This window comes from Colwellia ponticola (genome assembly GCF_005885605.1).
Taxonomy (GTDB): Bacteria; Pseudomonadota; Gammaproteobacteria; order Enterobacterales; family Alteromonadaceae; genus Colwellia; species Colwellia ponticola.
Map to the genome: position 1 here is coordinate 1 of NZ_SZVP01000015.1, position 22,217 is coordinate 22,217.

Consider the following 22,217-nt stretch of genomic DNA (forward strand, 5'->3'; position numbering starts at 1 on the left):
ACGCTCTGAGTCGCCACCAAAGGTACTTAAATCATAGGTATGAACCGCAACCCCACCTTTAGATATCTCAAGTGTAGATGAGCTACTTGAGTCAATACCCGCAATGGTTGTATTTAAACTTGCTTCAGCAACAACACCTGTGGCTTCAGCGTTAACAGTGTCAGCAATAGTAGCAGCGCCATCACCAGCGCCAACACTAACATTCTTACCATTAATGTTTAACGTATCTGCTGTTGTGTTCATATTGGCTGCTAAGGCTATTGTTTGAACATCACCGATGCCGGTTGATGCTGCAGTACCAGGACCTTTTATTTCATTAACACCTATTTTATTAGCAGACATATTACCTAAAGAAACATTAATAGTTTCATTAGCATTCGCACCTACTTGGAATTGCTTAGTACCAAAAGTACCGTCAAGTAAACTGGTCGCACCAAACTTTGTTGTTTCTGCAATACGGGTCAATTCTTGTTGTAGTGCGCCCACTTCTTTTTGTAGCGCTGCTCTGTCTTCAGCGCCGTTTGAGCCGTTAGCTGATTGTAATGCTAAATCACGCATACGCTGTAATATAGCTGATGATTCTTGCATCGCGCCTTCAGCGGTTTGCGCCATTGAAATACCATCGTTTGCATTTCGCTGTGCTACACCTAACCCATTTACCTGTGAGGTTAAGCGGTTAGCAATTTGCATACCCGCGGCATCATCTTTAGCGCTGTTAATACGCATACCTGATGATAAACGTTGCATTGACGTTGCTAAACCTTCACCTGATTTATTTAGATTACGCTGTGCATTTAATGATGCTGTGTTTGTTACAACTGATAAAGCCATAATAATAACTCCTAATTCTTACATTTACTTGTGTTATTAGAAGCTTATAAATTAAGCCTCTTCTCTAAAAACATAATGATTACTTTCGTGTTTTACTTTGTTTTCTCGCTTAGCAATACAGTCAACAATCAGTTATTTATGTTACTGACCATATATAAAGCATAAACAATGCCAATTTATTTTTTGACACTAAATTCAATGAAAATTACCTATACCTTAAATATAATTAAACAGTGTCAACCCTTGCACTTTGCTAAAGGCCTGCTGTGAAGCTTGTAAAGCAATTTTAGTCTGCTCGAATTCTGATATAGCTTTGGCAAAATCTAAATCTTCAATTTTACCGCGGTTTGTTGTCGTCGCTAGCTCAGTATCTAAATGCCTGTTTTTTTGGTTATCTAGTGCTTGTAAGCGAACACCAGCGTCAACCCGTCTAGACGTAACGTGACTCATAGCTGAATTAAGCTGAGTAAGAATGCTATTATAATCAACCTGCTGCTGCTCCCTCCCCTCTGATAGTGTCCCTTGCTCCATCCATTTAATGGCATTATTTACAGTTTCAAAAATACTAATGTCTTCTTGTTCACTCATTTCAAAGCTTTCACCCGGCAAAGGGTTGCCGCTTAAGGTGACATCAATACCCTCAAAGGAAACAGTTTGCCCTGCTGCATAAGGTGCAGGCACAGCGGGCGGCACTGGAAAAACAACACCACTGGTACCCGTTACCGTTAAATTGCCATCAGGGGTATCAAAATCAAAGGTGTAATTGTGTGGTAATGGGCTAGTGTTATATGCGCCGCGGTCAACCACATTAGCGCTTTCAAGTGCAACGCCTGAGGTATTAGTGTTAGGCGCAGCTGGGTAACTTGCCTTAAAGTTACCAATGGCATTGCTCACATTAAGAAAGGCAGCATCACCTGTTTGATTAAGCGCGATATCAATATTTTTTGACACTTGTATGTTGTTGACGCCATCATCACCGCTATAAACCACAGTACCGTCAGATTGTTGACTAAAAGGTTTTACCGTCGTTTGATAACCAGAGAAGATATAATCGCCATTTTCATTTTTGGTATTACCGATATTAAGTAGTTGGTCAAAGTTATTACGTACTTGATCAGCTAACACCTGTAGATCTTCACTCGACATACGGCCGTTATTTGCCAAAAGCATATCTTGTTTGATTTGGTCCAAAATCACTTCTGCATCAGCAAAAACAACCTCTTGTAAATTATTGTGACTTTCAGCGCGGTCAATGTTGCGCTTATATTGGTCAATATTAGCTAAGTCATTTTTATAACCCGCTAACGTGCCAAAAGAGACCGCATCATCTTTGGCGGTAAGTACTCGTTTACCACTGGTTAAATAAGCCATACGTTCATTAACATCGGAGGTTTTTTGACTCATTTGTTGAGAACTTTGTAAATAAAATTGAGCTGTAGAAACGCGCATAGAAAACTCCCTATCTTACCGCTGCTAAAATAGTGTCAAATAACGTATTGGCGGTAGAAATAATTTGTGACGCCGCTTGATAGGCTTGTTGGTATTTCAATAAATTAGCCGCTTCTTCATCAAGGTTTACCCCTGATGTCGCTTGATTACGGTTGTATGCCTGGGTAAACAGTGCTTGAGCCGTTTCTGCGCTTACCTCAGCATTACTGGCTTTTGAGCCAACCACTGAAGTAGAGGTCGCTAAACTTTTACTAAACGTTTCGCTGCCACCATTGGTAACACCTTGATCTTGTGTTTTGGCCATCGCATGGGCATTACTGCTATTACCAACACCGAAGGCATCACTAATGGTAAATTTTTCTCGTGCGTTAGCACCAGAGCCAGCAAGGTCTCCACTGATTTTAATTTGAAAGTCAGGTGAGCCTGCTGGAATATCAATATCAACACTACCACCCGATGGATAGACACCATCAGCAATAGTGGGTGCAGGAGGTGGCGTTGAGGTGTTATAAACCCGATAACTAAAAACGCCAGCCGAGCTTTCATAGACATCCACGGTAATATCATGGGCTTTGGCGGCAACGGGGTCGTTAACCGCTGTGATTTCTACCGTACCTTCACTGACGTTATTGGTAGAAGGTGTAACCGCATTAGCACCACTTGCCGCAATGGCATTACCATTGGACAAGGTTGTTTTCATTAGCGCGGCACTATTGTTAGTAGGTACAATAGTAAATTTATCCCCGGCAGCAGGTACACCGGTTTCTACAAAGGTAAAGCCATGTGCTGTGGTATGCGTACCCGGTGGCGCGGTTGCTGGTGTACTGGTACCTGGAGCACCTAAGTTTTCAGTGCCACCAGTAGCTAGGTTGTATAAAGTAAAGTCGGTACCATCAAACCGTATTTCAAAGTCATCCGTAGGTAAAGCTGACACGTCATCTATAACAATTTTTCCTTGTGTACTACCAGTATTACTTGAATGCCCTTGTACTCTACCCTGCTGTAATTCTGTCGCGTTAATATCAGTAAATATATTCGCGCCTTGTAAAGCATTTAAATCTAAACCGCTTGCTTGGCTATCATTTAAGGTTGACGAGATTGCCATGGCCAAACGATCAATTTCTTTACGAGTTTGATTTAAGTGTTGGTCTCTAAATTCAAAACTTGCCGATAAGGCGCCGCCTAGTTTAGCGCCATTTAAAAGCACTGAACTTTTGCCGCTTACTAAGCTTAATTGTATTTTTTTAGGGTCAGGGTCACCAGCATTAACTTGTACCGTTAACGGCGTAATACCTGCCACTAATGTGGTGCCTTGACCAATCATTACGGTCATCACGCCGTTATCATCTTCTACGGTAGAAACGTTAGTATATTCGCCTAACTCACTAATAAGCTGATCACGTTTATCAAGTAAATCGTTAGGTTGACCAGCGGTATTAGTCCCTTGAGAATGTAAAATATTATCGTTTATTTTAGCTATTTCATGGGATATCTCAGAAATTTTATCCGCGACTTGTGATATTTCGCCATTAACAGCATCAGTCATTTTGTCAAAATTTTGCGTTAACTCATTAAAGTTATTACTGAGTACATTAGCTTGATTAAGCACTATGCTACGTAAACCAGAATCGTTAGGATTATCTGCTACACCGTTCATTGCTTGATAAAATTTATCAATAGAACCTACTAAGGCATTCCCAGAACTCGACATAATTTGATCTAATTGCGCTAAACTTGCTTTTAGAAAATTCGCATTACCTAAGTTACTTTGATTAAGTAACTGCTCTTTATAGGAAAATTTATCGTAAAGTCGAGTAATATCTTGAATATAGGTGCCGGTACCAATGAAGTTATTACCATTATTAAAACCTAAGGTCGTATTTTGCTCCGCACGTTGGCGGTTATAACCTTCAGTATTAACGTTGGCAATATTATGACCCGTTGTTGCCAACTGTTGCTGAGCAGCTAATAAACCACTGACACCTGTTTGGTATAAACCTATCGACATAATATTAACTCCTACAACCGAACATACGAATAAGCACTTGCACGTAAGTCATTGCTATATTTACTCTAATTTTTTTGATGAAGGTCTATAACTTAAAAACGTTTATCACTTTAAGTTATAAGCTTTCCCTAATGTATTGGATTGATTTTCTTAACTATTTAGCTAGAAGGTTAGTCACTGTTTTCAAGGTGCCTAAAATTTTATCGGCATACTGAGGATCAGTTGCATAACCTGCTTTCTGTAAACCTTGCAGGAAGTGTTCCACATTGCCTGAGCTTTGCAATGCTTCTTGGTAGCGTTCGCTAGTTGAAAGGAAGTTTATGTAATCATCAACGCTATCGCTTAATGATTGATAGGTTCTAAAAGGCTCTGATTTTTTAACCATGGCACCTTGCTCAAACTCTAAAGTATCTTTAGTTACTTTATCTCCAGCCCAACGAGAGTCAGCTTTTATATTAAATAAGTTATTAGAACTGTCGCCATTTTGACCTTTAATGATTTTTTGTCCCCAACCTGTTTCTAGAGCGGCTTGAGCAATAACCACTTCAAAAGGTACACCTAATTGTTGCTGTACTTTTTGTGCTGGTGCAACTAAAGCGCTAACAAAATCTTTCGGTTGTTCAAATATTGGCGCTCCTGAAGGTGCTGAAATGTTGACGCTTTCTAATGGAGTATTCTTTTTAATTGTTTTTTTATCTAACTCACTCAAAGTAAACTGACTTGCTGTATTACTGATTGAGTTATTGGGAATGCTTTGAGACTGGTAACTACCTGAAAAAGGCACATCGATATCAGAGTTAATGTTATTGCTATCGCTAAGCATTTTTTCCACTAAAGAGTTATGTTGTTTGTCTTTACTTGCCTGACTACTTGTAGTGTTTTGTGTGGTGGTATTCTCAAGCGTGTTAACATGGCTTGTTGGCGTCAAATTACCATCATTGCGCAATATTGAACTAGGTTTGAACGTGCCATCATCGCCACCGAGTTGTCTAACAATTAAATCAGTTAAGCCAAGCGAGCCATTAGAAGAAAGTTCTACGGCCATTTGCTGATCATGCATATCTCGATAAAATTTGCTTGATTGAGAATTAAATGGGCTGTCTGATTCGAGAACTTCTTGGGCTTTACGCATACTGGACAAGAGCATTTTCATAAAAATGGCTTCAAACTGTTGAGCCGCTTCTTGTAACGCTTCTTTTTTAGCCTCGCCATCTCCTGCACGCGATTGCTGACGAATATCATTTAGACCATTAAGATCAAGAGCATTACGCGCTTGATCAAAATTTTGTTTAAGGCTTGCATTGATATCCATAATTTTATTTACCTAATAATATAACTAAATATCTTTATACAAGTATCATGCCTACATTATTAATTTAGGATTTTGCGTGACTATGTTCTTCGAAGTATCTATTGAAAACCTATTAAATTTTGAAACTGGCCCCCTGATTAAGACACCACAGGATGACATCCTTAAAGTCTGTGCATAAACACACAAAACATTGATTTGAACTTTTGAACAATTAACAGTTATCAGTTATCAGTTCACTTATTAGCATGTTAGCTTTAAGCTGTATGGTTCAAGTTAAAGAAAAATCACAGAGCTGAGACATGTCAGTAACTACTTTTAACGCCCAAATTGAGCCCTACAGCGACAAGATAAGCCGTTAAATTAGATGATGACTAATTCGCCTCGTATCGCTCCGGCTTGATCTAAAGCTTCTAAAATAGCCATCACATCACCAGGACCTGCACCTACTTCATTGATTGCACGCACCAATGTTTCAAGTGTTACCCCTGGCTTGAAAACAAACATACGAGCATCGGCATTACTAACATTAACCGCTGATTGATTAGTCACCACTGTTTCACCTTCAGCAAAAGCATTGGGCTGTGACACATCTTGCATTTCGTTAATGGTTACTGTGATACCACCATGGGTAATAGCAGCAGCAAGCAATGTAACTTCAGAGCCAATAACAATAGTCCCCGTGCGAGAGTTAACAATAATTTTTGCCGCTGGAGTAGCTGGTTCAAATTCAAGATTTTCAAGTACCGATAAAAAACTGACCCGATCGCTGATATCACGCGGCGCACTTACTCTAACGGATGTTGCATCAATCGCTTGTGCGGAGCCAGCAATTAAATCGTTAATAGTATCAGACAAACGTTTAGCGGTTGTAAAGTCAGAGTTGCGTAGATTAAAAGTGATGTAGTCACCGGTAGCAAAAGGTGATTTAACTTCGCGTTCAACAATACCGCCATTAGCAATACGCCCTACGGTTGGAATGTTCACTAACACTTGCGAGCCATCTAAACCTTGCGCGCCTAAACCACTAACCACTAATGACCCCTGGGCTACAGCATAAGCATTGCCGTCAAGGCCCATTAATATCGTTTGTACTAACGTGCCACCACGTAAGCTTTGTGCACTGCCCATACTAGAAACAGTTACATCAATGGTTTGCCCTGCCTTGGTAAATGCGCCTAACTCGGCATGTACGGCTACCGCAGCAACATTCTTTATTTTAGGTTTTAAATTCTCAGGCATAGTAATACCAAAGTTACTTAACATCGTTTTAAAACTTTGCTCGGTAAACGGGCTTTGTTCACCAGTACCGGGTAAACCTACCACTAAGCCATAACCTATTAATTGGTTTGAGCGCACACCAGCAACGTCAGCTAAATCTTTAATCCGCTGAGCCTTTACTGACCATGACGTCAGTAAAGAGAAGAGAATAAACAGTGCAATTACAGCTTTCATATTTTTTACCTTAAAATATTTATCTAAAAAAACTAAGTTGACCCTTGTTATGACCAGTTTAATTAATCATTCAAGTGAGTCGCCCAAGCTATTTTTAAAATGGCCACCAAGAGCTATTAAAGAACTTCGCCAACCAACCTTGTTCATTGGTGTCAGCAAAACTCCCCGTACCCGCATATTGAATACGTGCATTAGCTACTTTGTTAGACATAATGGTATTATTAGAATTAATATCTTTTGAGCGAATAACACCCGTTAAGCGGATATATTCGTCACCATTATTTAACGTTAGCCATTTTTCACCACGAATCATCAAGTTGCCATTAGGTAATACTCTTAGTACATGGACTGAAATATTACCGCTTAAACTATTACCTTGATCCGCTTTTGAATCACCTTTAAAGTTTGAGTCTTGGCTCATACCAAACTGAAGTGACTGGCCGTTCACGCTAATAGGAACACCACCAAAACCAGTTACGGTATCTAAGTTGGTTTCGTTTTCTTTTTTCAATTCTGTTTTAGCATTTTTCTTTGCTTGGGTTTTTTCACTTAAGATAACGGAGATAATATCGCCAACACGATGTGCCTTAGAGTCTGAATAAATATTATTAACATAATAAGGTTTAAATAATGAACCCGAGGGTACAATGCGCTCTTCTTCTTCCTCTGGCATTATCGGTGCAAAGTCTGGATCATTTGGCAGCGCTTTATTTAACTCAACAGTGTTACTACACGCACTCGTTACTAAAATCAGTAAACTAACGGTAACTAATTTATATAAAACTTTCATTACTGCCTCCTCTTGATTCTTTTTATCCGGTTAATAAACACGTTAATTGATGTGACTAAAGTTGCTGATTGATATAACTAAGCATTTCATCAACCGCTGAAATTACTTTGGAGTTCATTTCATAAACACGCTGACTTTCAATTAAGTTCACTAACTCCTCGGTGGTATTGACATTCGAGGTTTCTAAAGCGCCTTGAACTATCATGCCGTACCCTTCAAGACCCGGAACACCTTCTTGTGGTGCACCACTTACCGCTGTTTCTGTATACAAATTTTGCCCTATCGGTTGTAAGCCCGTAGGGTTAACAAAGTTCATTAAGTTAATTTGACCAACAACAGCCGGTTCAGCCTGACCTTGGAGCGTTACTGACACTTCACCATCTTGTGAGACAATAATACTTAAGGCGTCTTCAGGAATAGTGACCTGTGGCTGAATCAAATAACCCGCACCTGGGGTAACCATATTGCCTTCATCGTCCATGGTAAATTGACCATTGCGGCTGTACGCTGAACTGCCGTCTGGCATGGCAATTTCAAAAAAACCTTCCCCTTGAATCATTAAGTCAAGGGCGTTGTCGGTAGTGATCAAATCACCTTGAGTATGAATTTTTTGTGTGGCAACCACTTTAGTCCCCGCACCTAGCATTAACCCTGATGGCGCTTCAGTATCTTGCGCGGTTCTTCCACCAGGCTGATTAATATTTTGATAAAGTAAATCTTCAAAAACAGCTCTGCTTTTTTTAAAGCCAATAGTACTGGCGTTGGCTAGGTTATTTGAAATTACCGCAATATCTTTATTTTGCGCATCTAAGCCAGTTTTACTAATCCATAATGCTGGGTTCATATATCACCTCTGATTGAGTGGTCGCTATTGGCTCAAGAAGCCAAATAACACCTAAAAATTTATACTATTTAAAAAGCATACTAATAGCTAAAAAGCACGAAGCAGTGAAGAAGCACTTGAATCAATTTCTTCCGCGGTTTTCATCATTTTGAGTTGCATTTCAAACTGGCGCTGCAAAGCAATCATTTCGGTCATTTCATTAATAGGATTCACATTACTCGACTCGAGCGCCCCACCAAGAACATTGACATTAATATCGGCAAGTAATTGCCCACCATTTTTGGCTCGAAATAAGCCATCATTACCCTTTTCTACTAAGCGTGTGTCGGGGTTAACCATTTTAATGCGAGCCACTTCTTCTTGGACACTACTTGGCGCACCTTCAGGCTGTACCATAATGGTACCATCACGACTAATTTGAATATTATTAACCGGTAGCGGTAAAGTAATAGGACCATTTTCACCGATGACTAGCTCACCATCATTAGTTTCTAGCGCACCCGTTTCAGTTAAACGAAAGTGCCCACCGCGTGTGTACGCCTCTTGACCATCTTCAGCTTGTACCGCAAAGAAACCATCGCCTTCAACCGCAACATCTAATGAACGACCAGTATGAAGTAAAGCGCCTGAGTCAAAATTTTGGCTAGCTCGCTCTGTCATTGAAAAAACACGTGACGGCATACCTTCACCATAAGCTTGCATACTTCGTGCTTGCGCTAAATCTGCTTTAAAGCCTGTCGTTTTAGCATTCGCCAGATTATTGGCATTAATTGATAAGGCTTGCATGTTCTGTTTGGCGCCACTCATGGCGATATAAAGCAACTTATCCATAATGATTCTTCCAAAAATAAAAAGTATATACTGGATAAATGCAAATACAGTGCCAGCTATTTAACAAGTATTTTCAACAGACTATTTTGTACTGATATGGGATGACATTGGCTATGTATGGGGATTGAACGAAGAGGCTTATCGATGTTACTTACCGATAAATAAGGTTTGATGGAAAAATCATATATAGCGATTACAATAAAAAAGCTGCTAATTAAGTCTTTAATTAGCAGCTTATATTTAGTGTAACCCAACAGGTTATACTAAGTTTCATTGTTTTACTTTTTCGTTAGCTGATTAACTATCGAATTTGCAAAATGGTTTGATTTAACTGGTTATCAACTTCTAAGGCACGCGAGTTAGCTTGGAAATTTCTTTGTGCTGAAATCAAGTCAATAAGCTCTCCGGTTAAGTTAACATTCGATTGCTCTAACGCTGAAGAATTAATACCACCAAAAGTACCTGAGCCAGCCTCTCCCGCTAATGCTTCTCCCGATACTAAGCTTTCTTTCCAGTTACTATTACCTACTTGTGTTAAGCCTTGTTCATTGGCAAAGTTTACTAGGGCAATTCGCGCTAACGGTTGTGAAGTACCATTTGAGTATGTGGCGCGTACTAAGCCATCATTACCAATATCAATACCGGTTAATCGACCAACCGCTAAACCATCTTGTTTTAACGCAGTTACTTCAAAGTTGGAAGCAAACTGTGTGGGCTCATTAGGATTAGGGCCACCAATATCTAAGTTGAAATCAATAATCACTTGTTGCGTAGGATCAGCACCATTACTTAAAATACCAGGACCTAACGCCGCTGTTTGTATTAACGCTGGATTTTGACCAATAAAATCACCACTGGCATTAAAGCTCAATACTGCACCGGTAACACCTGCTTGAGTAGGGGGTGTTGGTGCCGGTAGCGGATACTCTGGTGTTATAGGTGATTCACCCGTAGAAGGAATATCAACCATGACATCGTCAACAGCGGTAAACATATTCCATTCATTCGCTGAAGCTTTAACAAAGTAATAGGTCATCACATGGCTATCACCTAACGAATCAAAAATGGTTACTGAAGTTGAGTTATTAAACGTTAAAGGATCGCTTGGATCAAAGACAGGGTTTGCTGGCGGTACATCACCTGCGGGTAAGTTCATACGAACGTCTACTTGACTGGTTTTAGTGGGCGCACCTGACGCAGTAGGAATGCGAATCGGTGATGCGGTACTTAAACTTACCGATGAAGAGCTACCATCAGGGTTAATTGGGAAACCTAACAAGTGACCACCTTGAGAATTAACCACGAAATTCTCAGAGTTTAATTTAAACTGTCCGGCTCGAGTATATGAGCGTTCAAGTGAGCCAAGCTCTGGGACAGTAGCAAAAAAGCCATTACCGGTTATCGCCAAATCTAAGGCGTTATTAGTAAATTGGATACTACCCTGAGAGAATTGCTGAGCAACATCAGAGGTTAACACACCATCACCTACTTTAGTTTTGCCTGCAGCAAGTAATGATGATGCATAGACATCGACAAACTCAGCACGTGATTCCTTAAAACCAACGGTATTAACGTTAGCAATGTTGTTTGATGTTACATCTAAATCTTTTTGTGCTGCGTTTAATCCGCTTAATGCAATATTAAATGACATAATTTAACCCTCTTAAAACTCTGTTGACAATTCTTTGACAGCAAAAAATAATAATAGTACTGACAATAATTATAATGCTGCTAATAATTCAATAAATGCGTGACGGATAAGCACCGTTTAACACGCTTGTAATATAACGGGCCTACTTAACCTTCCGACACTTCAATGACATCAGCTAACTTCATTGCACTACCACCGTTAAGGTTGAGTACAATATTACCGCCGGCACCAGCTAAGGTAACACTGTCAACTTTTCGATAAGTCATGGCTTCAAGCTCTGATGCTTGGCCTTCAACTAAACCAACGACCCTAAAGCGATAAGCCCCTGCTGGCGCTGGCTCTCCCTTAGCGGTTTGTCCATTCCAAGTAAAGCCAAATTCACCTTCGCCAACACTACCTACAGGCACTGTTTGAATAACTTCTCCGGCAACATTTTCTACATAAATATTAACGTTGCTTGCGCCTTTTTCAGCAACAAGCTTACCTTTAACATTTTCACCTTCGCTCATACCAAAAACATTATCTTCAACTAAAACACTACGGCCAACGAGTGACGAGGCTTGTAGTGCTTGACTTGAAGTCATTGAACTTGCAAAGGAACCAAAAGAGTCATTGAGTTTTTGTACTCCGTCGGTAGTAGAAAAAGCTGTCATTTGCGAAATCATTTCGTTGTTATCAACGGGTTTAGTGGGATCTTGGTTTGAAAGTTCTTTCGTTAATAATGCAAAAAAGTCAGCTTGTGTAAGCATGCCTTTATCTTGCTCTGCAATTTCATATTTCTCTTTTTGCCAACGTAGATCCTCTAACGGATTCGTACCTTTAATTGTTTCCATTATCCACTCCTACGTGGTGTAATAAGATAGCGTAAGAAGATAAATACCTTACTAAAACTCTCATTATCGTTGACCTAACGGTAATGTTTTATTGAGCATTTTTTTAGCTAATGCAACTAACTGAACATTACTTTGTTGGCTATTAACTTGGTATGAGCACGATGCTGATATTACTGTATTTGTGATATCATTCATTGCTTCATCCCCACAAGCAAAATAAAAATCAATCATTATTGTTGACCTAACTGTAATGTTTTATTGAGCATATTTTTGGCTGATTCAGCTAATTGCACATTAGTTTGGTATGAGCGCGATGCTGAGATCATATTGGTCATTTCTTCGATAACATTGACATTAGGCTTATAGATATAGCCGTCTTTATCTGCCATAGGATGGCTAGGTGAATATTCGACGTTCAATGGTTTATCACTTTCAACAATGCCGAGCACATTCACACCTACACCACTACCGTCTTTTGCTCCTTGCCCTGCGGCAGCTTCTTGCATAGCAGCGGCAAAAACAGGGTGCCTTGCTCGGTAGGTTTGATCGGCACTACTGCTAACACTATCGGCATTAGCAATATTACTTGCTGTAGTGTTTAAACGTACTGATTGCGCGCTCATGCCACTACCAGTGATATTAAATACGTTAAAAAGACTCATAACTATTGACCTCCGCTAATCACTTTCTTCATGCTTTTAACTTTGCCATTAAGAAACTGAACGCTTGCTTGATACTCCATTGAATTTTTTAGATACAAGTTTCGTTCCACTTGTACATCTACTGTATTACCGTCACCTGTATCAGGTTGATTAGGAATACGAAAATCAACCGCGTTATTTAATTCGGTACGTACATCAAAGTGTTTTTCATTGGTGCGAGTCATGCCCATTTGCTGTTTATTTGTCGCTTGTGCTAAAGCTTGTTTAAAATCGACACCCTTCGCTTTGTAACCTGGGGTATCCGCATTAGCAATATTACTAGCAATGACTTCTGCCCGTTGCGAGCGAATAAGCATACCTTGGGAATGTAGTTGAAAGCCTTTATCAAAACCTATAGCCATAATAGCCTCACAATGATTTACGTTTAGTTAAATAGCATACAATAATTATGCCAATTAAAAAATTAGTGTGATAATCAGTGCGGTAATTAAGGTAAGTAAGCCTATGCAGAAGACAATAGCCGAGCTAACAACAAAGAAGGTCATTGTTGTTAGCTCGGCTATTGTAAGCTAGGTTATTATTGTTTGATAATACGAGGTGATTATCAGGGGAGTTATTTTTTTTGGTATACGATACCTGGGTTACAGCGCATCATAGTAAAGTTTTGATTTATACCCGATAAAGACTCTGAAGCACCTAAAAACAAATAGCCGTCATTATTTAATACGCCATGAATTTGACTAATTATTTGCGTTTTTATTTCTGGCGAGAAGTAAATCAAGACATTACGACAAAATACAATATCAAATCGACCTATCAAGCTATAACTGTTAAGTAAATTTAATGGTCTAAAGCTTACCATTTTCTTCACTTCATCTTTTATCTTCAGCATGCCATTATCACCGGTTTCAAAGAAACGTTGCTTACGCTCAGCAGATAACCCTCGGGCAAGGGCTAAGCTGTCGTAATGGCCATATTTACAGTGTTCTAGCATAGTTGTTGATATATCGGTACCAATAACTTGTACACCACGTGGAAAAGCCCCTGGATTTTTTTGTTGGTACTCTAATACGGACATAGCTATAGAATAGGGTTCTTGACCTGAAGAGCTCGCCGCAGACCAGATTTTAACAGGCGTTTTACGGTTGGCAAAATCTGGTAATAATTTACTTTGCAGTAATTTAAACGGATAGTCGTCACGAAACCATAACGTTTCATTGGTGGTCATGGCATCGATAACCGCGGCACGCAATTGCCGCTCGGTAGGCATAAGAGTACGGTTAACTAATTCACTCAAGGAGCTGAGTGAAAATTTAGCCATCAAGGGAGCTAATCGGCTTTTAACTAAATACTGCTTTTTTTCTCCCAGTACTATGCCACACTGTTGCTCTAAAAAAGTTCTAAATTGATCATAGCTTTTTTCATCAAGTTCTCTTGCTGACACTATTATTTCCCTATTATTTAAAAGGCCTTAGTAACCCCAAAAAAAGGTGGAGGTTGCCATTCATTTACTCTAATGGCAAGACATCATTTATTCTTCTATTTTTAACCATTTTTTCACGGCTATTGCTAGTTCATCTGGATGGAACTTAGGAATAAAGTCTTCTGCACCAACTTTTTCAACCATGGCATTATTAAAGACACCACTTAATGAAGTGTGTAAAATAATAGGCATTTTTGACATACGATCATTACCTTTTACTTCGGCGGTTAAGGTATAACCATCCATTTCTGGCATTTCAATATCAGAAATCATCAAGGCGACTTTCTCAGTAATACTACTTTGACAAGTCTCATCAATCGCTAATAACTGCGTTAAGGCATCACGACCGTTTTTAGCAAGCACCATATTAATGCCTAATGGCTCTAAAGCTCTTCTGACTTGATTTCTCGCAACAGTAGAGTCATCAACAATCATCACTAATTTATCACCAAGCTTCTCACCTATAGAAACATCAATTAACTCTTCACTCACCTCAGTTGACACTGGACTAATTTCATTTAAAATTTTCTCAACATCAAGTATCGATACCATCTGACCGTCTATTTCAGTAACGGCTGTTAAATAACTAGATTTACCAGCGCCTTCTGGGGGCGGCATAACATCAGCCCAGCTTAAGGTGACTATGCGCTCAACACCCGCGACAAGAAACCCTTGTACACTGCGGTTATACTCAGCAATGATAATATAACTGTCTGCTGTTTGTTCAATTGCAGGCCCCCCCGTTGACTTACTTAAGTCAATAACCGATATGGTTTGCCCCCTAATATGTGCAACGCCCTTAATAAATGAGTCTTGCTTAGGTAATAGCGTTAAACGTGGACATGGCATGACCTCACGTACTTTAAATACATTAATACCAAACCTCTGCCTGCCATTGAGTTTAAAAAGTAACAATTCCAACCTGTTTTCGCCAACAAGTTGCGTACGCTGGTTTACTGAATCGAGTATGCCTGCCATATGAACCTCATGTGTTACTGCGCTATTGTTATCTTTATGCTAATGAGCACTTAAGGCACAGTTCTTGAATTGTATTTACTATAAAATTAATTATCACGAAGCGCCTGAAAATTGACGCCTATTTTAATTTTATCTTATTTTTTACTGCTAATTTAAATCACTTAGTGTAAATCACTTAACTTAAACCATTTAGTTTACATTGCTTAAGTATATTAAGCATAGACGACTATTTATAACTTACTTAAGGATAGCAACAAAATATATGCGCCATATTAACGTTTTTTTTATTTTTTTATTGTTACTACTCATTGAGCAAAAAAGTGCTACTGCTACCGAACTAGACAGTACCTTCATTGAGGACTTTGCACACACTTATTTAACCGAGCAATATCCTTCTACAGAAGAAGAAAAAGTGCGAGTTTCAGTTGCCGAGTTAGATCCTAGAATAAAGATTAAGCCCTGTAATATCCCTTTAACTGCAAATATACCTGAAAAGAATAACTCTATAAATGTAAATATAAAAATTAGTTGCGATGAATCAACACCATGGCAAATATACTTATCGGCCAAAGTTGAAATAACTAAAGCTATTTTCATCGCAAAAAAAACAATCCTTAAAGGAGAGAGGCTCGATGAAAACAATGTTGAACTAGCTTATATAGCAACTAACCGAATTCGCGGTAGTAAGCTAACTGATGAAGCCATAGTTTTTGGCGCGAAGGCTAAGCGACGCATTGGTCAAGGTAGAGCCATTAACAAGCGAAGTATTTGTTTAATATGCAAAGGCGATGTTGTAACCATTATTGCTGCCTCTGATAGTTTCAGTATAAAAACACGCGGTATTGCGTTAAGTTCAGGGAATATTAATGAACAAATAAGAATAGAAAACAGCCGCTCAGAGAAAGTTATTACCGCACGCGTGAAAACTATTAACCAAGTAGAAATTAACCTATAATCAAGTGTCATAATCTAGTAGTATCGAATACATAAATCAAACATATAACTCTAGCTTAATAAGTGTTCTCGATATTATTTTTTTTTAGCTAAAGTTACTACCGTAACGGCCGATAACTAGCTATTAGAATTATTAGAATTATTTGAATATTAACATGACTAGTAATGAACTAGTTCATTACTAGTTACTGATACATTAGTATTTATAGGTTACAAAGCTGTTATATATTTTAAATATCATTCCTTACATGTAGCGCCTATTTTAAAGTGTTGTTTAAATTAAAAATAAAGGCTTAAAACAAGGTTAAAAGGTGAAATTATGGCTATAAACATCAATAACTTGAGTAACAACAATCAAGTTCAGCAAACACAACAGAAGCAAGTAAAACAGCAATCTGCTCAAACGGCATCAACTAATGCGCAGATAAAAAGCTCTGGACAAGATTCTGTATCGATTACACCACAAGCGAAGCAACTTAATGAATTACAAAAAAAAGCTGCGGATGCTCCTGTTATTAACCAAACAAAAATCGATGAACTGAAAAAAGCAATTAGCTCTGGCGATTATAAGATCAATCCAGAAAAGCTAGCGGCCAGCATTGCTAACTTTGAATTTAACCTTGTTTAGCGATAAACTCTATGTATATCATTTTTTGTTAAATCAAAGGCAAACCTTATGTTACCCAGCTCAACTTCTCAAGGATTAACACCTACAGAATTGTTAGCAAAACAACACCAGCAACTGACCTTGCTCGCTGAAATTATCGCTAATGAAAAAGAAGTTTTACAGCAGCATGAGCCGCAAGCGCTGCTTGCTATTAGCCAAGAAAAAAACACTTTATTAGTAGCTATTGAACACCTTGACCGAGAAATTGGCCAAAACCAAGCCTTTGCTCAAGCAAAAGCTGCCGGTGAGCTAAGCCAAGAGCTTAAAGAAATAACCGATTTATTACATCATTGCCAACAAAAAAATCAAGTTAACGGGCAAATTATTCAACAATCTCAACTTGCCGTTGAACGTATGAAAACCAGCTTGTTAGAAAACCATAATAAGAATGCGATAACTTATGATAAAAAAGGTAAGAAGAACGCTGGACTATCTAGTTTAGGCTTAAAAGCTTAACGGCTTAACGGCTTAACGGCTTAACGGCTTAACGGCTTAACGGCTTAACACTATAAGTACACCATACGCAATAATAGCTCACCTACAGTACTTACCTAACATAGCGCGTTAATTTAGCGATAAAGTACAATAGTAAACATAAAAAAACGGTAATCATATTGATTACCGTTTTTTTATGTTAATGATGAACCAATTACATGGCTATTATACCGTCTAAAATAAGGCTAAAAGTGAGTCACCGCTTTAATTTCTTTTCTATTTTGATTGGCTTGATAAATATTGTAAACGTCGGTAAAGTCCAACTGTAATTCCGTGGTATAAATATCGCCAACGGGATAACTTTTCACTACTTTTGCACCGCGAATAATGCCTTGAACTGACGCTGTTAAGTGTTGATCTTCAATTAGCAAATCAGCCATGGTCACTTTACCTGTAACTTGTTGACCATATACTTGCTCGGCTAACTCTGCATAAGCAGCAATTTTTGACGCTTTAATTGCCATTAGCATACGCTGTGTTTCATGCGCTGATTTTTGTATACTAATGGGTGCAAAACCTGTGGCATATAGCACAGGGAAAACATCAGGTTTTGCTGTTTGCCATTGTACATGCTTATCGTAAAAAACAGAGCATGCGCTGGTTAATAAAAGTGTACTCAATATAAGAATACATCGAGTCAATAAGTTATTCATGGATGCCCCTTGGTAGTGATTGCTACAAAAAATCGTTTTACGTTTATACATAGTATTTTTTACACTATAGTTTTTTAACTATGCAGGTTTTAAGCCAACAAAAACCAAAGCCTTTATTACATAATCAAAGGCATGAAATATGCATAATTCATGCTTAAGTTATACTTTAGCTCTAGACTAACCAGGAATATGAAGGACTATGCACAATTTTATCAAACAATTATTACTCTTCAGCTTATTATGTAGCTTTTCAGTCAGTAGCCAATGGTACGAAACAACTGGCCATGCCCAAACCAGTAACACCAGTGTTGAACTTGCACGCACTCAAGCAATAGAAAATGCTCTTAAAAAGGCATTACTTGTCTCAGGCGCTAGTGTGTCGAGTGTTCAGCAAGTGGTGAATGGTTTATTGACACAAGATCAAATAAGCATCAGAGCAAGTGGTAGCGTAAACTCTATAGAGTTAGTCGATGAAGTGCACACTAACAATCTTATTACTGTCACGATTCGTGCAGATATACTGCCACAAGATAAAAAGTGCTTTGCCGTAAACTTTAAAAAATCATTGTTAATTACCCGTAGCCATTTATTACAAAGAGAACAGGCTAATTTAGGTGGTATTTATCTCATTGAGAAAGCCGTTGTAGCTAAACTAGCTAAACGACTGAATCAACAAAGTACTTTTACTAAAACTACGACTATTCTCAACAATAAAACTGATTTTTCTCGCCTAAATAATAGTTTAGCAAGTGACGAGATTACTCAGCTAACCCAGTCGTTAAGTGACAGTACCGACAGCCAATACATCATGTTTAGCGAAATAACTAATCTATCGTTTAATGAGCAAGCAACTAATAGCTGGTTGTTTTGGCAACAAGGGGTTTACCCTAGAAACTTTGCCATTAACTTTTATTTATATAATGGTTTAAACGGTGAATTAGTCTGGCAAAAGAGCTATCAAAACACCGCTCCGTGGACTTTTACTAAGCGTATTAAGGTAGATGTTTATGCTAATCCATTTTGGCAAAGTGAATATGGCGTCATGATTGGTAACATTATCGAGTCTGTCGTTAAAGATATTGATGAAAACATTATGTGTGAGCCAAGTTCAGGTAAAATCATTCAGGTGAAGGGTAATCAAGTAATGATTAATTTAGGTAGAGATCATGGGTTGAAAATCGGTGATGAATTTAGTCTATTACACTTAACTAACTTTACTAACAGTGTAGGAAAATCTTACGCTGGCTTTAATGTTAGCCCTTATAAAGTAAAAGTAACTAAACTCACGAGACAAACCGCTACTGCAACTACTGCTGATGGGCGTTTATTTGGTAATATTCAAATAGATGACTTAGCGGTACGCTATGAAAATTAATAGCACAGCAATATAACTACTCTTAATAGTTGCTGTGCTAGAGGTTGTTCTTGACAGTAAAAGTCATCTAAAGATTATACTTACAGTCACCTTATGGCATGTAGCGTCTTAGGAGTAAATTGCTGCCGTTACCGCGTAATGGTAGATTACTGCTCAATAATAAAAGTGATAGCAGCAGTAATCGCCGCCACCTGTGCTTTAATACAATTTTCATCATTAACAAGCGGGCTATCAGGGTAAACCTCCGTAGTCGTCACATACGGCGCTTGGGTTAACCCCATACATAACCCTAACTCTTTTGCCGCATAATTGATCACGCCAAACTGCTCAATATCAACTCCTATTAACCTGTTGTTATTGTCTGCTGGCGCAATATGGGTCACCTTTGCTACAGCTTGATTAATAGCTTGATGAAAATCGGCTGCAGGCTTACTTGAGTCTCCCACTAAATAAAAACCATCAGGAATATTCCACGTTTTTTGCTCTATAGCATCTCGAGCAGCAAGCGCTGGTCTAAACTCGCTATTATCGGTATCCGTGGTTTCATGTAAATCAATATGCATAGTAATATCGACATCAAGCTCATCAATAAAGGTCATGAGTGCTGCCGACTCTTGCGCGGGACTATCATGATAAAATGAACGGTTAGGATCAATAGCCTCGTTATTCCAACGATTGATTGTTTCATACCCCCACGGACTAACACAAGGCGCAACAATAATATTAAACTGCTCGCTAAACCCTAATGCCTTTGTTTCTAAAAAGCTAATAGCACCTTGCACGCCACTGGTTTCATAGCCATGGACACCGCCAGTAATTAACAGTGTTTTCTTATCGGTTTGCCACGACTTACTTTGCATAATATATAAAGGGTAGCGACGAGCATCAATCGATAAACTACCGTATTGAATCATATCGAATGACGCCGTTAATAAAACAAGTTTTGCCACTACTTCGTCTTGATAAGAGCGTTTAATAGTTTGCTGTGAAGACCACAATATTTTTTCTTTCTCTGCCCACGGCTGGCCTTGTATACCGATAGAATGCACTGAACTACTCATGATTTAACCTTTTAGTAAAATAGCTAATAGTTAGATTGGTTATTAATTGCACTGATAATTATTGTTTACTATGACGCTTAAATTAAGGTGTAGGCTAAAGTGAACATACCCCAAGTATAAGCTTATGTTGTAAAACGTTAGGTCTTATTTTGGACATAAAAATGCCCGAAATAAGTCGGGCATTTTATTTAAAAGACGAATTGAATTAAACAAACTTAGCTAAGTAAATAATTATTACTTAGAATCAGCTCGTCCCATAAACTTACGTTCTTCGGTATTTACTTTAACTTTGTCACCCGTAGAAATATGTTCAGGTACTTGAATAGTTAAGCCTGTAGAAAGAAGCGCTGGCTTAGTTCTAGCACTCGCTGAAGCGCCTTTGATTGAAGGGTCAGTTTCTGTAATGGTTAATTCAACACTCGGTGGTAGCGTTATACCTACAGGCGCATCACCAACAATAATAACAGAGATACCTTGGGTATCTTCGTCAATAAAAAGCACTTCATCGGCGATTGCTTCTTTGTTTAAGTTATACGGGGTGTAATCTTCATTATCCATAAAAACATACTGATCACCATCAATGTAGGAGAACATCGATGGACGACGGCTCAAGTCAGCAAAATTTAGCATGTCTTCCGCTTTAAATGTTTCATCCACTTTACCACCAGTGACCACATCGTATAAACGCATTCTATATAAGCTTCCGCCTGCTCTACCTTGTGGTACTGAGCGAGTAATGTCTCTTACAATTAACACCTTACCATTGTGCTCTATCGCAGCATTTTTCTTTATCTCACTTGCCTTTGGCATAAAATAACATCCTCTGAATTTATTATATAAAATTGTTGCCTAATACACAGTGCACGCAAAATAGCATGCCCCCAAATATATGCAAATAATTTAGCGATTAAACGCTACTTTTTCATTAAAACTTTACAGCGATTAGCTTTTATGATGAAATTTTATTCTACTTTAATGCTGACGATAGCCCACTCAAGCAGACATACCTGATAAGACATAACTGATAAAAGCAACCCAACTAAGTACTAGTAATAACCAAGGTAATTTAGCACTTTCTTTAGTGCTACTTCCTTCGATGCATACTTCAGTTGTTTTTTGTTTTTGCTTTAGCTCTTGCTTACGCTCTTTATCACGTGCGCGTGACTTTATACTTTGTTGTTTTTTGTATTGCGCAATGCCTTTTTCTATCCCCTGAGCGATAAGCTTAGTTTGTTCTTTAGTTTGACCTTTTTTCTGTGTCGCTTTAGCCACCTTTATCGCTTGCGCTTGCACTTCTTTTGATACGTTGCTATTCATAAAGCCCCAATTAAATTTTAAAATGTGCCGCTGACACTAATACCGTAATGCCCAGTATTAGCCGTAGGGGAAATAGTGATACCAGAATAAGGCTCTGTAAAGTACAGTCCTGACAGAATCCCAATGACAGCGCCCGCTAAAACATCTTCTACATAATGTTTATCACTGTTAACTCGACTATAACCCACAAAAGTAGCACCAATAAACGCTGGAACTCCCCAGTGCCAACCATAGCGTTGTTGAATAAAAGTAGCAGAGGCAAAACTGTCGGCTGTATGCCCTGAAGGAAAGGAATCATCTGCTGATCCGTCTGGTCTGTCTTTATCTACCGAAAACTTTAAACCTTCAACGGCAATACGTGATACGACTCCAGATTGGATAAGTTGCCAGCTCCCTTGATAATCATCTTCTACCATTAAGCTTGCACCAAGTGCGCTAGCAGGCAGTAATAAGTGCATAATATCCCCTGACTTTTCTAAGCTAGACTTAGCGTATGTAGTATTGATGTTCATTAGTAAAAGTACCAATGATAAAAGTGAGTAACAGCTAAAAGAAAACGTCTTCACTAGAC

The 22,217-nt window shown here is 38.7% G+C and carries 24 protein-coding genes; 4 read left to right on the forward strand and 20 right to left on the reverse strand.

Annotated features, from left to right (window positions below; translation table 11 throughout):
• The 15 genes from FCS21_RS13210 to FCS21_RS13275 form a co-directional block, all read right to left on the reverse strand.
• Nucleotides 1-831: flagellin N-terminal helical domain-containing protein (locus FCS21_RS13210; protein WP_442548486.1), on the reverse strand; the 831-nt coding region annotated here is incomplete at its 3' end.
• A gap of 216 nt (nt 832-1,047) precedes the next feature.
• On the reverse strand, nt 1,048-2,280 hold the full coding sequence (flgL, locus tag FCS21_RS13215) for a flagellar hook-associated protein FlgL (RefSeq protein WP_138624020.1): 1,233 nt from the start codon (nt 2,278-2,280) through the stop codon (nt 1,048-1,050).
• A gap of 10 nt (nt 2,281-2,290) precedes the next feature.
• Nucleotides 2,291-4,288 (reverse strand): flagellar hook-associated protein FlgK, encoded by a 1,998-nt coding sequence (flgK, locus tag FCS21_RS13220; protein WP_138624021.1) that lies wholly within the window; start codon nt 4,286-4,288, stop codon nt 2,291-2,293.
• 154 nt (nt 4,289-4,442) lie between these two features.
• Nucleotides 4,443-5,600: a flagellar assembly peptidoglycan hydrolase FlgJ gene (gene flgJ, locus FCS21_RS13225; RefSeq protein ID WP_138624022.1), complete on the reverse strand. Its 1,158-nt coding sequence runs from the start codon at nt 5,598-5,600 to the stop codon at nt 4,443-4,445.
• A 360-nt stretch (nt 5,601-5,960) separates the two neighbouring features.
• Nucleotides 5,961-7,052: a flagellar basal body P-ring protein FlgI gene (locus tag FCS21_RS13230; protein ID WP_138624023.1), complete on the reverse strand. Its 1,092-nt coding sequence runs from the start codon at nt 7,050-7,052 to the stop codon at nt 5,961-5,963.
• 94 nt (nt 7,053-7,146) lie between these two features.
• Nucleotides 7,147-7,842 (reverse strand): flagellar basal body L-ring protein FlgH, encoded by a 696-nt coding sequence (gene flgH / locus FCS21_RS13235; RefSeq protein ID WP_138624024.1) that lies wholly within the window; start codon nt 7,840-7,842, stop codon nt 7,147-7,149.
• 55 nt (nt 7,843-7,897) lie between these two features.
• Complete coding sequence (gene flgG, locus FCS21_RS13240; protein ID WP_138624025.1) at nt 7,898-8,686, reverse strand: flagellar basal-body rod protein FlgG; 789 nt, start codon at nt 8,684-8,686, stop codon at nt 7,898-7,900.
• 87 nt (nt 8,687-8,773) lie between these two features.
• Nucleotides 8,774-9,517 (reverse strand): flagellar basal-body rod protein FlgF, encoded by a 744-nt coding sequence (flgF, locus tag FCS21_RS13245; RefSeq protein WP_138624026.1) that lies wholly within the window; start codon nt 9,515-9,517, stop codon nt 8,774-8,776.
• A gap of 301 nt (nt 9,518-9,818) precedes the next feature.
• Nucleotides 9,819-11,168, reverse strand: a complete 1,350-nt coding sequence (gene flgE, locus FCS21_RS13250; protein ID WP_138624027.1) for a flagellar hook protein FlgE — start codon at nt 11,166-11,168, stop codon at nt 9,819-9,821.
• Between the two features lie 146 nt (nt 11,169-11,314).
• On the reverse strand, nt 11,315-12,001 hold the full coding sequence (locus FCS21_RS13255) for a flagellar hook assembly protein FlgD (protein WP_138624028.1): 687 nt from the start codon (nt 11,999-12,001) through the stop codon (nt 11,315-11,317).
• Nucleotides 12,002-12,064: 63 nt separating this feature from the next.
• On the reverse strand, nt 12,065-12,232 hold the full coding sequence (locus tag FCS21_RS16825) for a flagellar basal body rod protein FlgC (protein WP_171035709.1): 168 nt from the start codon (nt 12,230-12,232) through the stop codon (nt 12,065-12,067).
• Nucleotides 12,232-12,663, reverse strand: a complete 432-nt coding sequence (gene flgC / locus FCS21_RS13260) for a flagellar basal body rod protein FlgC (protein WP_138624029.1) — start codon at nt 12,661-12,663, stop codon at nt 12,232-12,234. The genes FCS21_RS16825 and flgC overlap by 1 nt, the downstream gene beginning before the upstream one ends.
• Nucleotides 12,664-12,665: 2 nt before the next feature.
• Nucleotides 12,666-13,064 (reverse strand): flagellar basal body rod protein FlgB, encoded by a 399-nt coding sequence (flgB, locus tag FCS21_RS13265; protein WP_138624030.1) that lies wholly within the window; start codon nt 13,062-13,064, stop codon nt 12,666-12,668.
• Nucleotides 13,065-13,276: 212 nt separating this feature from the next.
• Nucleotides 13,277-14,107 (reverse strand): CheR family methyltransferase, encoded by an 831-nt coding sequence (locus FCS21_RS13270; RefSeq protein WP_138624031.1) that lies wholly within the window; start codon nt 14,105-14,107, stop codon nt 13,277-13,279.
• 87 nt (nt 14,108-14,194) lie between these two features.
• A complete protein-coding gene (locus FCS21_RS13275) occupies nt 14,195-15,124 on the reverse strand; it encodes a chemotaxis protein (RefSeq protein WP_138624032.1) in 930 nt (309 codons plus the stop codon).
• 262 nt (nt 15,125-15,386) lie between these two features.
• On the opposite strand from FCS21_RS13275, the gene flgA reads away from it, so the two are divergent.
• The 3 genes from flgA to FCS21_RS13290 all read left to right on the forward strand — a co-directional run bounded on the left by flgA (nt 15,387) and on the right by FCS21_RS13290 (nt 17,201).
• Nucleotides 15,387-16,079 carry a flagellar basal body P-ring formation chaperone FlgA gene (gene flgA / locus FCS21_RS13280; RefSeq protein ID WP_138624033.1) on the forward strand — a complete coding sequence of 231 codons (693 nt, stop codon included), beginning with the start codon at nt 15,387-15,389 and terminating at the stop codon, nt 16,077-16,079.
• 318 nt (nt 16,080-16,397) lie between these two features.
• On the forward strand, nt 16,398-16,706 hold the full coding sequence (gene flgM, locus FCS21_RS13285; protein WP_138624034.1) for a flagellar biosynthesis anti-sigma factor FlgM: 309 nt from the start codon (nt 16,398-16,400) through the stop codon (nt 16,704-16,706).
• 48 nt (nt 16,707-16,754) lie between these two features.
• Nucleotides 16,755-17,201, forward strand: a complete 447-nt coding sequence (locus tag FCS21_RS13290; RefSeq protein ID WP_138624035.1) for a flagella synthesis protein FlgN — start codon at nt 16,755-16,757, stop codon at nt 17,199-17,201.
• Nucleotides 17,202-17,425: 224 nt separating this feature from the next.
• On the opposite strand, the gene FCS21_RS13295 is transcribed toward FCS21_RS13290, so the two are convergent.
• Nucleotides 17,426-17,893 carry an LPP20 family lipoprotein gene (locus tag FCS21_RS13295; RefSeq protein WP_138624036.1) on the reverse strand — a complete coding sequence of 156 codons (468 nt, stop codon included), beginning with the start codon at nt 17,891-17,893 and terminating at the stop codon, nt 17,426-17,428.
• Nucleotides 17,894-18,092: 199 nt separating this feature from the next.
• On the opposite strand from FCS21_RS13295, the gene FCS21_RS13300 reads away from it, so the two are divergent.
• The gene (locus FCS21_RS13300; protein ID WP_138624037.1) at nt 18,093-19,268 is read left to right on the forward strand and encodes a flagellar assembly protein T N-terminal domain-containing protein; all 1,176 of its coding nucleotides are present in this window, start codon (nt 18,093-18,095) and stop codon (nt 19,266-19,268) included.
• Nucleotides 19,269-19,414: 146 nt separating this feature from the next.
• Here the strand turns inward: FCS21_RS13300 and FCS21_RS13305 are convergent, their stop codons facing one another.
• From FCS21_RS13305 to FCS21_RS13320, 4 genes are all read right to left on the reverse strand, one after another.
• On the reverse strand, nt 19,415-20,329 hold the full coding sequence (locus FCS21_RS13305; protein WP_138624038.1) for a M14 family metallopeptidase: 915 nt from the start codon (nt 20,327-20,329) through the stop codon (nt 19,415-19,417).
• Between the two features lie 234 nt (nt 20,330-20,563).
• Nucleotides 20,564-21,139: an elongation factor P-like protein EfpL gene (gene efpL, locus FCS21_RS13310; RefSeq protein ID WP_138624039.1), complete on the reverse strand. Its 576-nt coding sequence runs from the start codon at nt 21,137-21,139 to the stop codon at nt 20,564-20,566.
• A gap of 183 nt (nt 21,140-21,322) precedes the next feature.
• Nucleotides 21,323-21,646 (reverse strand): DUF2956 domain-containing protein, encoded by a 324-nt coding sequence (locus tag FCS21_RS13315; RefSeq protein WP_138624040.1) that lies wholly within the window; start codon nt 21,644-21,646, stop codon nt 21,323-21,325.
• Between the two features lie 17 nt (nt 21,647-21,663).
• Nucleotides 21,664-22,158, reverse strand: a complete 495-nt coding sequence (locus tag FCS21_RS13320; protein ID WP_138624041.1) for a phosphatase PAP2 family protein — start codon at nt 22,156-22,158, stop codon at nt 21,664-21,666.
• Nucleotides 22,159-22,217: the final 59 nt, after the last annotated feature.